The 11642-nt window shown below is 44.4% G+C and carries 11 protein-coding genes; 7 read left to right on the top strand and 4 right to left on the bottom strand.

Annotated elements, in window-relative coordinates; genetic code table 11:
* Positions 1 to 246: 246 nt before the first annotated feature.
* A complete protein-coding gene (locus tag HMPREF2983_RS05660) occupies positions 247 to 1068 on the bottom strand; it encodes a tetratricopeptide repeat protein (RefSeq protein WP_070667321.1) in 822 nt (273 codons plus the stop codon).
* A gap of 2 nt (positions 1069 to 1070) precedes the next feature.
* Positions 1071 to 1700, bottom strand: a complete 630-nt coding sequence (locus HMPREF2983_RS05655; protein ID WP_083316702.1) for a Tat pathway signal sequence — start codon at positions 1698 to 1700, stop codon at positions 1071 to 1073.
* A 137-nt stretch (positions 1701 to 1837) separates the two neighbouring features.
* On the opposite strand from HMPREF2983_RS05655, the gene HMPREF2983_RS05650 reads away from it, so the two are divergent.
* Positions 1838 to 2614: a hypothetical protein gene (locus HMPREF2983_RS05650; RefSeq protein WP_070667320.1), complete on the top strand. Its 777-nt coding sequence runs from the start codon at positions 1838 to 1840 to the stop codon at positions 2612 to 2614.
* On the opposite strand, the gene HMPREF2983_RS05645 is transcribed toward HMPREF2983_RS05650, so the two are convergent.
* Together HMPREF2983_RS05645 and HMPREF2983_RS05640 are read right to left on the bottom strand one after the other, a co-directional pair.
* Positions 2611 to 4530 (bottom strand): heavy metal translocating P-type ATPase, encoded by a 1920-nt coding sequence (locus HMPREF2983_RS05645; RefSeq protein ID WP_070667319.1) that lies wholly within the window; start codon positions 4528 to 4530, stop codon positions 2611 to 2613. The two genes, HMPREF2983_RS05650 and HMPREF2983_RS05645, sit on opposite strands and share 4 nt — an antisense overlap.
* Before the next feature lie 11 nt (positions 4531 to 4541).
* Positions 4542 to 4754, bottom strand: a complete 213-nt coding sequence (locus HMPREF2983_RS05640) for a heavy-metal-associated domain-containing protein (RefSeq protein WP_004374347.1) — start codon at positions 4752 to 4754, stop codon at positions 4542 to 4544.
* A 300-nt stretch (positions 4755 to 5054) separates the two neighbouring features.
* On the opposite strand from HMPREF2983_RS05640, the gene HMPREF2983_RS05635 reads away from it, so the two are divergent.
* From HMPREF2983_RS05635 to HMPREF2983_RS05610, 6 genes are read left to right on the top strand one after another with little or no spacing between them, the layout of a single operon-like run.
* Positions 5055 to 5819: a polysaccharide biosynthesis/export family protein gene (locus tag HMPREF2983_RS05635; RefSeq protein ID WP_070667323.1), complete on the top strand. Its 765-nt coding sequence runs from the start codon at positions 5055 to 5057 to the stop codon at positions 5817 to 5819.
* A gap of 8 nt (positions 5820 to 5827) precedes the next feature.
* Positions 5828 to 7411 carry a GumC family protein gene (locus tag HMPREF2983_RS05630; RefSeq protein ID WP_070667322.1) on the top strand — a complete coding sequence of 528 codons (1584 nt, stop codon included), beginning with the start codon at positions 5828 to 5830 and terminating at the stop codon, positions 7409 to 7411.
* Between the two features lie 15 nt (positions 7412 to 7426).
* The gene (locus tag HMPREF2983_RS05625) at positions 7427 to 8587 is read left to right on the top strand and encodes an EpsG family protein (protein ID WP_070667318.1); all 1161 of its coding nucleotides are present in this window, start codon (positions 7427 to 7429) and stop codon (positions 8585 to 8587) included.
* Positions 8588 to 8590: 3 nt separating this feature from the next.
* Entirely contained in the window at positions 8591 to 9883 is a 1293-nt protein-coding gene (locus HMPREF2983_RS05620; RefSeq protein WP_246829356.1) for an oligosaccharide flippase family protein, read from the top strand.
* On the top strand, positions 9880 to 10638 hold the full coding sequence (locus HMPREF2983_RS05615) for a glycosyltransferase family 2 protein (protein ID WP_070667316.1): 759 nt from the start codon (positions 9880 to 9882) through the stop codon (positions 10636 to 10638). Before HMPREF2983_RS05620 ends, HMPREF2983_RS05615 begins: the two co-directional genes overlap by 4 nt.
* Entirely contained in the window at positions 10635 to 11507 is an 873-nt protein-coding gene (locus HMPREF2983_RS05610) for an alpha-1,2-fucosyltransferase (protein WP_070667315.1), read from the top strand. The genes HMPREF2983_RS05615 and HMPREF2983_RS05610 overlap by 4 nt, the downstream gene beginning before the upstream one ends.
* Positions 11508 to 11642: the final 135 nt, after the last annotated feature.

Raw genomic sequence — 11642 nt, 5'->3', positions numbered from 1 at the left:
GGCTTGAACTTGCGGAGCCTCTCCCTACCTCTCCTAAGGAGGGGAGAGCTGACTTGCGGGGCAATCACTACTGTGCTGTGGCTTTCCAAGCCACAGCTCCCTCTTAATCACAATAAAAAATCACGCTTTTATATGACGAATGAACAATGAATTGTAATGCAAATTAAGCCAGAACTATAAATTACACACTACACATTAAATGCACTCCACATTCAACATTCCTCATTCAACATTAAAAATTATGCATTAATTAGAGTAGTCTCCGCTGACTTCCTGCTGCATTTCCGGACTTAATTCAAGCATCTGCTTCATATCTTCCTCAGCACCTTGTTTGTCACCTTGTGCCAATCTGATGGCACCACGCTCACGAAACGCATCCACATTGAAAGGATTTTGTGCTATCACCTTACCATAAAACTCCATGGCAGAGGCATGATGTTGCTGCGCTTCCTCTATGCGGGCCTTCAGTAACAACGCATCTTCGTTGGTCTCATCATGGTTCAAAAGCCATGCCACATCCGCATCGGCACCTTCCACATCGCCCATTTTCAGCAATGTTTCTCCCCGCAACTGATAAGCCGAAACATAGTCTTCATCAAGCGAGATAGTCTTTGTGAGCATGGCAATCGTATTGACAAGGTCGCCCATACCCAAGCAGGCACGCGCATAAAGATAATTGATATCCACATTATCCTTGTCGAGAAGTTTTCCACGTTCACACGCATCACCCATCACGGTGTAGTTTTCCATCATATAAGCCACGTGTGCCATGCGGATAACAATTTGGATATTGTCAGGCTCTGCATCGGCAAGTTTCTGCAGTTCATCATAGGCTTTCAGCAGCTCATTGCTTTGAATGAGGGCTTGAGAGAGATAGTCTCTCACCTCAAGGTCTTCCTGCAAACGCAATGCATGACGGAAACATTCAATGGCAAATGCCGTTTCTCCCGTTTTGAAAGCACGCATGCCGTCATATTTCAACACGTCAAATTCCTTGCCTTCTGCCTCTTTCTGCTCCTCTTCTGAAGGTGAAACACTGCTCCCAAATAGCTTTTTAAAGAAATTCATTGTTATTTAATCAGTTTTGGATAAACATGACTTGGTATGACATCCGTACGCTCCCAACGTGGCCAACTGTTGCTTTTCACATACTCACCACCTGCCACACGCTCTGCAGAAAAAAGGAAACGAGCATTGAGATAGCCGTCAGAACCATCCTTAGCTACTACGAAACAATAGGCACGCCGACGATAGCCTGTCACCTTAGAACCGTCACGTAAGGCCGTATGGAGCCAGTCTTGCTGAGGTACAACGGCATACATAATCTCGGCATTAGGATATTTCTTCATGAAAGTTTCACGCGAAAGACGCACCAACTCGGCATCCTCCGTGGTATGACTGTTCACAAACAAGTCGAAATTATATATCGGCATATACTTCATTCCGTCTACTTCTATCAAGTCAGTATCCTGCTCTTTTGCAGCCATATCATCGAAACCGATTTTCTCTCCGATATCTTTCCCTGTCTGTTTCACCTGTTTCTTCGCATTATTCCAAATCGTAGTGACTTTCTTGACCAGCGATTCCTGCTGTTTATTCTTGTTCGTTTGTGCGTTCATAGGCAAGGCCATTGTCAGCAAGGCCATAGCCATCACCATGGAATTCATCTTTTTCATAAGCTCTCTTCTTTTGTTATTCATCACAAAATTATAGCAAATCAAAAGAACAACAAAATTATTTCAGTTTATTTAAGGTTAGCCGTTGTTTTTAAAAATGTTATAATAAAAAGTTCTAACTGAATGCTCACATTCTGCTTTCATTTTGTATCTTTGTCGCAATGAAAAGGATAAAGATTATCATTATGGCACTGGTCGGTGCACTTTCTGCACAGGCTCAGACGCAAATCCACGAGGGACCGCTCCACAGTTTCGATGCTCCCCGCAAGGGATGGCTGCTTCCCGGCGATACGGTTTATACCGATACGACAAGTTATGTCTATACGGGTGAATCGGTCAGAACCGAGCTTTTACAAGACCGGCAGAAAGAGGTTGCGGCCCCAAGTGTGCTCTCACCTTATTTATATGATTATGGGTGGGGACTCCACAAAGGGCTCAATGTGTCGGTAGACCTATCGGCTTTCGCCACTTTCGGCAAGAACCTGCCTCATCATGGCGGTCTGGCTCAACGTCTTAGTGCCACCTATCTGGCTCCTTTATCCAAGGACAACAAACTCTGGTTGGCTGCCGGTGGCTATCTTCAGAACATCAACTGGGGCGGAGATTCCTATCGCGACGGCGCACTCTACGCTGCTCTTGGCTATCGTTTCAACGAACATTGGGAAGCTTGGATATACGGACAGAAGAGCATTGCCAGCAATTATGGCAGCTTTTATAACCGCTATGGCTACATGGGCTACGGCTATCCGGGGCGCTTCGGCATGTATTATCCGATGGCATCAGGCATAGGAATGCCCGGCGCCGACGTCATTGGAGCTGCTGTGAAATATAATTTCAACCCGTCGTTCAGCATTCAATTGAATGTCGAAGGCGTGTGGTATCATCGTCAGGGCTTCCAATATTTCGACCAATACAACTATCCAACCCCGCATTATTAAGCCATTAGTTTCAGCCGTAAGCTGTTCAATACGACGCTTACACTTGAGAATGCCATTAAAGCACTTGCCCACATAGGCGTTATCTGGAAGCTAATTCCGAAAAGATAGAGCACACCTGCGGCCAAAGGCAGGCACACAATGTTGTATATAAAGGCCCAAAAGAGGTTTTCTGCTATCATCTTTACGGTGCGCCGACTCAATTGAATGGCCTTGGGAACAGACCTTAGATCGTCGCCCATGAGCGTCACTTGAGCCACATCCATGGCTACATCTGTGCCGCGACCGATAGCGATACTGACGTCGGCTAAAGCCAAAGCCTGCGTGTCATTGATGCCATCTCCCACCATGGCTACAGTCTTTCCGCGTTGCTGAAGCTCACGAACAAGGTTCTCTTTATCCTGTGGAAGCACTTTACTCCTATAATGTTTGATGCCGGCTTTCTCGGCCCAATAGCGGGCAGCTTCTTCCTTATCACCGCTCATCATGTGCACTTCTATGCCCGCATTCTGCAGCTCCTGCATCGCTTCCGCTGCATGAGGCTTCAGCGTTTCGCGTGCTTCTAAGGGCAGATTGTCGGCTTTCGTGAAGTCAATTTCTTGATTGGGAATAGTCAAAGTACCCGTCTTGTCAATCACTACAGCATCGACTTTGCGCATGCGTTCCAATGCCGTGGCATCCTTGATGAGCACTTTTTCCTGCGCAGCCTTACCGATACCGACCATTAAAGCCGTAGGCGTAGCGAGCCCCATGGCGCAAGGGCAGGCTATCACGAGCACTGCAATGGCCGATAATATGGCTTGTGGCAACGCTGTGTTTCCACCGATAATCCACCATAATAAAAAGGTGACAACAGCCACACATGCCACTACCGGTACGAAAACCAAAGCCACCTTGTCGACAATTCTCTGTACAGGAGCCTTGCTTCCTTGTGCTTCCTGAACCATTTGAATGATGTGTGCCAAAGCCGTATCTTCACCTATCTGAAGAGCTTTCATGCGCAGTTTTCCTTGGCTTGGTATCGTTCCGGCAAGCACCTTGCTGCCTTTAACTTTCTCGCAAGGAGTAGGTTCTCCTGTAATCATACTCTCGTCAATATAAGCTGCATCGGTCTTCATGAAACTCTCTGCCGACACAACTTCGCCGTCAACGGGTATCTTGTCACCGGCCCGAACCTCAAGAACATCACCACATTCTATGGTCGAAATGGGCACTTCTTCTATCTTTCCGTCTTGCACAATGCGTGCCGTCTTGGGCTGAAGTCCCATTAACTGGCGGATAGAAGAAGCCGTAGCATCCTTTGCTTTCTCTTCCAAAAGGCGACCCGTAAGCACAAACGTGATAATCATCACGCTTGCATCGTAATAGGTGTGCCATGCAATGCCACGGCTTCCCCACACGCTTTCGCCCCAAAAAGTATTGAAAACACTGAATAAGAAGCTTATCCCTGTCGACAAAGCCACTAATGTATCCATGTTGGCTGCACCATGTCTGAGCTGTTTGAATGCTGTCAGATAGAACGATCGTCCACAATAAATGAGGTTGGCAAATGCCAGCAACAGCGACACCTGATTGCCCATATCGCGGTTTCCCAAAACAATCCAATGCATCGAAATTGCCATTACAAGCAACGCAAAAATCCATGAAAACAGAACTTTACGACGCAGTAACACGTAGGCGCTTTGCTCAATCTCAATCGCACTTCTGTCGGTTTCTGTCACGAGATCATAGCCGATATTGTTGATTTCGCGCTTCATGTCGTCGAGCGAGATAACGGCAGGATCGAAGTCTACAAGTGCCGAACGGCTAAGCAACGACACTGAGGCGGCATGCACACCCTCTAAAGAATTGAGTTTCTTTTCAACGTTGGCAGAACATGCCGAGCATGCCATGCCAACGACAGGAATAGTCTTTTTCATCACGAAATCAATTAAATCTGCAGTTCATAACGGCCTGCTCCCTCAACCGCCGCTTTGATATCAGCCTCCTTTACACGGCTTTCATCGAAATCAACGCTCACATTCTTGGCCTCAAGATTAGCCTCGGCATGCTGCACTCCCACTAAACTTTGGATTGCATTCTCTACATTTGCCTTGCAATGTACACACTTCATACCATTCACTTTAAAAGTCTTTGTTGCCATAACCTTATAGTTTTAATTGTTTTATCCAAGTGCAAAGTTACACGATTTGAATATAAACGTGTTATAGAATCATGGAAAACATTTATATCATTACACCGTAATTTCACCGAAAGTAGCTTTCCTCCGTTTATGAAAACAGCCTGCAAATCGGGATAATTCGAAGAAAATAACTACCTTTGCATCCTGATAACAACAGACGAAATGCAGTCCATAGTCACCTTACTTGGGCAGTATTTCTGTCTTGTTAACAATAAAGCAACGAAAAAAGAGTTATATATAAGCAATACATCTATAACATTTATGACAAGGAAAACAAAAGAAATCATGTTTCTGGCAAGCCTGATGATGCTGATTGCATCATGCTCTACGCCCAAGAACATCAATTATATGGAAGACAGTTCCAACCATAACGTCATCAGAAACGCCCCTGATGAAATCACTGTTCAGCAGGGCGACCGCCTCGCAATCTTTGTAAAAAGCAAGGATGATGTGCTCACTCAACACTTCAATATATCGCTTCCCAACATGCAGAATGTGTTGACTTACACGGTAAACAATAGGGGAGAGATTGATTTCCCGATGTTGGGAGCCATTCATTTGGCAGGACTTACACGCAACCAAGCTGCAGAAACGATTAAAAACCGATTGATTTCAGAATACGGAACAAAGGATGCCGTTGTGACACTTGACTTCACCAACCTCAAAATATCAGTCTTGGGAGAGGTGAACAAGCCTGGAACAATCTCCATAGACAATGACAACATCAACATCTATGAAGCCATGGGAAAGGCCGGCGACATGACAATTTACGGCAAGAGAGACAGTGTAAGAGTGGTCAGAAGGCAAGGAGACGAGACCAAGATATACGTATTAAACCTCGCTTCGGCCCAGGAAACGATGCAGTCTCCGGCCTATTATCTGCAACAGAATGATATTGTTTACGTGCCGGCGAATAAGACCCGACAGCGTCAGGCCACCCTGAATGGCAACACGTTACAGTCTACCTCGTTTTGGGTTTCCATTGCTTCACTGCTCACAACCATTGCCGTTTTGGTGTTTAAATAATAAGAATGATGCAAACAACGACTTCTATAGCTGCCTCAGGAATTACATTTAAGGATTATTTTCACAGGATTTCAGTCAACCGCAAATGGTTGATGGGCTCGGTTCTTGGCTGCCTCTTGTTGGCAACAGGCTATCTCTTGATGAAGAACCCCATGTATGAACGCTCCGCACAGATAATGATAAAGGAGGACGTCAGCCCCAGTTCGAAACTCACAGCAGGGCTTAGTATGATTCAAGGCATGGGGGGATTGTTCGGCGGATCGTCCAATGTGAGCAACGAACTCATTGCCATGAAGACGCCGGCCAATATCATGGAGGTGGTCAATCGCCTGCATTTAGATTACAATTACACGACTCGTCCTTGCCTGCGTAAACTGCCTTTGTATGGCGAGACACTGCCTGTCAAAGTGTTTATCAACGGACTCAAACCCAATGATGAAGTCGGAATGAAGATTGAACTCAAAGAGGGGAACGTCAAAATCTATAAACTTAAAAAGGGAAAAGAAACCTTTGAACAGGAGTATCAAGGCAAAGTGAACAGCGTGTTCCATTCTCCTATCGGGCTCATTGCAATCACTCCGACAGCTGCCTACACCGGTAAAGAGGACGAAACAATACAATTAAACAAGGTGGCAGCAATCAACATGGTTGACAATATCCTCAAGAAACTCGAGGCCGGAATTACAGAAGAGTTGGGTTCTGTCATTGATTTGACTTATCAAGACGCTGTTCCAGAAAGGGCAGAAGACATTCTGAACATGATTATCAAGGTGTATAATGAGAAGTGGATGGCTGATGAGAACACGTTGAACACCACAACTACCCGTTTCATCGACAACAGAATAGCCGAGATAACGGCCGAATTGGGAAAGGCTGAAAACACGATAACCACCTATAAGTCGCAGCACAACCTGCCCGATGTCACCGAAACAACGAAGCTTGCCATGGAAAATTCCACGAAGATGAGCAGCGAATTGGCCACTTTGCGCGGTCAAAGAGAAGCGGCATACGATGTGGAACGGTTCCTCAACAATCATTCCAATGCCAATCAGACGCTGCCCGTGAACCTGCTGAGCAACGACAAAGTGCTGTCCACCCAAATTGAAGAATACAACAAACTGCAATTGGAACGTAACCGAATTGCTGAGAACAGCAACACGGGAAACAACATTGTGCAAGGCATGGAGAAGCAATTGGCCAATCTTCGGGCGTCTATCAAGGCTGCATTAAGCAACACTATCCGACAGGCTGACATCCAGATTGCCAACTATGGTGGGCTGAAAGGCGAGAATGATGCACGCGTGAAAGCCAGTCCCGTGCAGGCAAAGTTCCTCTTATCTGCCGAACGTCAGCAGAAAATTGAAGAGCAACTATATATCTTCATGCTCCAAAAAAGAGAAGAAAACATCCTCTCCCAGGCATTCACCCCCTACAAGACGCGTATTCTCTCCCCACCCATGGGTGGGTTGAAACCCGTGAAACCCAATGCCATTGCAATCATCTTTGGCGCTTTACTGATAGGACTCATATTGCCTTTAGGCTGGATATTCGCAAAAATGAACGTTGAATGCATGCTTCAAGAAGAAGCTTAAAGCCTGCAAACGATTATGCTGATCATCGTACTTTATTTCTTTTCATTCGTCATCGTGGCGCTTGTTTCCCGCATTTTCAAGAATGCAGGCACGAGAAAACTATTTGAAATCGTACTTTGTTTCTGCCTACTATTCGGTTTTTTCGGCTTCCGTGACATCACCGTTCTCAACGACACACCGCATTATTACGGCTATTATTATGGGAAAGCTCTATATACAAGCTATCTGAATGAGTCTATATTCACATTCCATTTCATGGATAAATTTGAATATGGCTTCCAAGTTTTGGTGCATTTTCTCATCAAGTATGTTTCTAAAGACCCTTATACGATCATTCTCTTTTCGTCGTTAATCATCACTATCGGTAATCTTTGGTTCATTCAAAAGAAAGCAAAGAGTGTCGCTATGGTATGCTTTTTCATGCTGATCAGCTACGTATTCTTCATGCACTACTGCATTATCAGGCAGTCATTTGCTATTATTATATTCTACATAGCTTATTGCAAGTACTTAGAAAAAGGGCATAACGTAAGATATTGTATGCTTATCCTGCTTGCATCCTCATTCCATTCGTCTGCTCTTGTACTATTGCTTCTCCCTGTTTTCAAGTTAATTAAACCTACAAAGAGTCACACCCTGCTCATCTTAGGCGGTGCGGTCATCATGGCTCTGTTTATTTTTAAGTTGCTTGCAGCATTCGGATTGCACAACAACCCTTACTATAAGCTTGCTATACAAAAGGATACTTTCTCAATCATCGGTGTCATAGAAGCATTCATGCTCTTCTTAATTGTGTCCGTAAGCTACTTTCTTTATAAAAAGGAACAGGTTACTTCGTTCGACAGAAACATTTACAGCGTTTATTTGCTTGCCCTTAGTGTCAGCGTCATTTTACCTGTTTTTTATGCCTTTTCACGCATCAATGACTATCTTTATCCTATCATCATAATTACATTCTTGCGCTATACTTATCCACAACTCATTGAAAAAAGAGCGCAACCTGTAAGAAGAAACCGATTTATCAAACAGACGGCAGGAATTATTGTGAGCCTTGCTTTCATTTCAAAACTATTGATTGTCAACGTATATCGCCCAGAATGGCTGCATATCATCCCTTATAAAACTTACGATTTCAGCAGTCATTATCATTATTATCACCTTTACCCACAGAAATAAATATTGAAGAAACTCGTCTCAACTCTACGCCATTCCGACATTGCCCGACGTATCATGGGCGGTGCTTTCTGGTCATTCACCGGCACAGCAATCGGCAAACTATGTGTGTTGATAGCTGGAATTGTGTGTGCAAGAATATTGGGTAAGGAGCTATTCGGACAGTTTGGAATGATTCGTTCAACGATAAATATCTTCATTGTATTGGGCGCATCAGGTTTTGGAGTGACTGCAACGAAGTTTATTTCTCAACTCCGTCAAACCGATATTCCACGTATGCTTTCCATCAGCAGACTGACATATCGCTTTGCCATGGCAACTGGTTTCGTCATAACTATGGGCTGCCTGATATTCTCAAAACAGATAGCTTCCTATGGACTTCACGAGGAATCGCTCACCCAAGAGATACAAATTGCGAGTTTATTGCTGTTCTTTTCCATCCTTTATGGCGTACAGAACGGCATTCTGTCGGGTATGGAAGCTTTCAAGGCCATTGCAAAGAATACGCTGATTGGAAGTCTTCTCGAAGCTGTTTTCATGATTATCGGGGCACTTCTTTGGGGATTAAATGGGGCTATCTTAGGCTTTGGAATTGGCGTGATAGGCCTTTATATTGCCAATAAAATATCTATTCGCCATATATTTCCCGATGATAAGAATTGCCAGACAACTGCTATCAAATCCCCAACAGACTACAAATTATTACTGAATTACAGTATTCCGGCAACCCTTTCAGCACTGACTGTGACGCCTGCCTTTTGGTGTATTCGCACCATTTTGGTCAAAGAGAATGGCTATGACAGCCTTGCGCTCTTTGAAGCTGCCGACCAATGGAAGGTCATGATACTTTTTATCCCGACTTCAATCAGTCAGATTGTGCTTCCAATCCTTTCAAGCAGCTTGGGAGATGACAGGAAGTTCCACCGCATTCTCTATGTTAACATTGCAATTATTGTTGTGGCTTCACTGATGATAGTGCTTGCCGTGCTGCTGTTTGGAGAGCCAATTATGAATCTCTACGGCAAGGGGTTCACCGATAAAATGCCTCTGCTTTATCTTGCCATTTCCACCATATTCTCTGCCTATTCCAATATTATTGAAATGTCAATTTACAGTAAAGACAAGATGTGGGCATGTTTCTTTCTCAACTTAGGTTGGGCAATTATTATGATAGTTTCAGCCTTGTGGCTCGTTGATAAGGGCATGGCAGCAACAGGATTAGCCTTGGCTGTGCTCATTTCCTATGCCATTAAATCAGTTTGCCTGACGCTATATCTAACTTGTTTTATAAAGAAATGACAGACTTTTCCATAATCATCCCCACATATAATCACCCTGATTTGGCAAGAAATGCAATCACTTCCGTGCTGAAGCAACAAGGAGTGACGGTGCAAATCATTATTTCCGATGATTCTGTCAATGATGAGATTGCCTCACTATGCAATAGCTTTTCACATGAAAACCTATTATACATGCACCACATATCGACTCATAATGCAGCTGAAAACTGGAACTACGGACTCGGATTTGCTACCGGAGAATATGTCATATTGATGCACCATGATGAGTATTTTCAAAGTAATAATCATCTTGCATGCCTGAAAAACAAATTCGATACGGGTGCAGACATTGTGATAAGCAACATTTCAGTCACGATAAACCAAAAGCAGAAAAAACGCTTTTTCACTAAGAAAGCGAAGTCATGGATACTCCGACATCCCGCAATGTTATTTGCTTTCAATGTGATAGGGCCGTGTGCCTGTGTTGCATTCCGGCACTCCTGCCTACAGAATTTCAATGCAGAACTGTCGTGGTTGGTCGATGTTGAGTGGTATTTCAGATGCCTTTCACGAAAAAAAGTCACTTATATTAACGATTTATATGTAGGTTCTCAGCACGGACATCAAGGCCAAATATCGTTAGAAATAAACGTTTTGCAAGCCCTAAAGAAAGACATAAGAACCATATATGGACTTCCCTATTGCACGTTTTCTATCAAATTAAACCTGCTTTTCTACCGAATAATCCAAACACTCAAATACTTCCGAAGATGAAAATCATTAAGATTATAGGCGGACTTGGCAACCAAATGTTTCAATATGCATTAGCTGTCGCACTGCAAAAGAAATGGAAAGACGAGGAAATCAAACTCGACCTGCATGGCTTCAACGGCTATCATAAGCACCAAGGCTACCAACTTGACGAAATCTTCGGCCACAGATTTAAGGCAGCATCGCTGAAAGAAGTGGCACAATTGTCCTGGCCTTATCCGCATTATCAGCTTTGGAGGGTGGGCAGCCGACTGCTTCCCAAGCGCAAGACCATGGTATGTGAGTCGGCAGATTGCCGTTTTCAAAGTGATTTGTTGAACCTTGAAGGCAGCCTATACTATGATGGTTACTGGCAGGATGAGCGCTATTTCAAAGCCTTCCGCACAGAGATTATCGAAGCCTTCAAGTTCACACCGCTCGTTGGTGACAGCAACCGAAAGGTTGAAAACATGCTGAAAGAAGGCCGTTTTGCCTCTCTTCATGTCAGAAGAGGTGATTACTTGAAAGAGCCTTTGTTTCAGAACACCTGCGACATCGCCTATTATCAGCGGGCCATTTCACGACTCAATCAAATGGCAGATCCCTATTGTTATCTCATCTTCTCCAACGACATCGCATGGTGCAAGACGCATATCGAACCGCTATGTGACGGGCGACGCACGCACTATGTGGATTGGAACCACGGCAAAGAAAGCTATCGCGACATGCAACTCATGACGTTTTGCAAGCACCACATCATTGCCAACTCCTCATTCTCATGGTGGGGTGCATGGCTCTCTACGGCAAACGATGGCATCACGATAGCCCCCCACCAATGGTATGCCAATGACCGAAAGCCCTCACCGGCTGCAGAAGCATGGCTAAAATTATAGGAATGAAATGCCGACGGCAGGCATTGTAGGGCTTATGATATCAAAACATGCGAGATGAAAAACTGCCGATACCCTGCGCATTTTGTAAAGATTGTTAGCCTGTTTTTAACATCTGGTAGTTTCAACTACCAAATG

The organism is Prevotella sp. HMSC077E09 (assembly GCF_001814685.1).
GTDB lineage: Bacteria > Bacteroidota > Bacteroidia > Bacteroidales > Bacteroidaceae > Prevotella > Prevotella oris.
Note: the sequence above shows the minus strand (reverse complement) of the source record. Positions and strands in the feature narration are given on the sequence as shown.

Bases quoted from the DNA above. Each gene is read 5' to 3' on its own strand.
- HMPREF2983_RS05645 (WP_070667319.1), bottom strand. From the start codon at position 4,530: ATGAAAAAGACTATTCCTGTCGTTGGCATGGCATGCTCGGCATGTTCT.
- HMPREF2983_RS05635 (WP_070667323.1), top strand. From the start codon at position 5,055: ATGACAAGGAAAACAAAAGAAATCATGTTTCTGGCAAGCCTGATGATG.
- HMPREF2983_RS05640 (WP_004374347.1), bottom strand. From the start codon at position 4,754: ATGGCAACAAAGACTTTTAAAGTGAATGGTATGAAGTGTGTACATTGC.
- HMPREF2983_RS05610 (WP_070667315.1), top strand. From the start codon at position 10,635: ATGAAAATCATTAAGATTATAGGCGGACTTGGCAACCAAATGTTTCAA.
- HMPREF2983_RS05655 (WP_083316702.1), bottom strand. From the start codon at position 1,700: ATGAATAACAAAAGAAGAGAGCTTATGAAAAAGATGAATTCCATGGTG.
- HMPREF2983_RS05615 (WP_070667316.1), top strand. From the start codon at position 9,880: ATGACAGACTTTTCCATAATCATCCCCACATATAATCACCCTGATTTG.
- HMPREF2983_RS05650 (WP_070667320.1), top strand. From the start codon at position 1,838: ATGAAAAGGATAAAGATTATCATTATGGCACTGGTCGGTGCACTTTCT.
- HMPREF2983_RS05660 (WP_070667321.1), bottom strand. From the start codon at position 1,068: ATGAATTTCTTTAAAAAGCTATTTGGGAGCAGTGTTTCACCTTCAGAA.
- HMPREF2983_RS05625 (WP_070667318.1), top strand. From the start codon at position 7,427: ATGCTGATCATCGTACTTTATTTCTTTTCATTCGTCATCGTGGCGCTT.
- HMPREF2983_RS05630 (WP_070667322.1), top strand. From the start codon at position 5,828: ATGCAAACAACGACTTCTATAGCTGCCTCAGGAATTACATTTAAGGAT.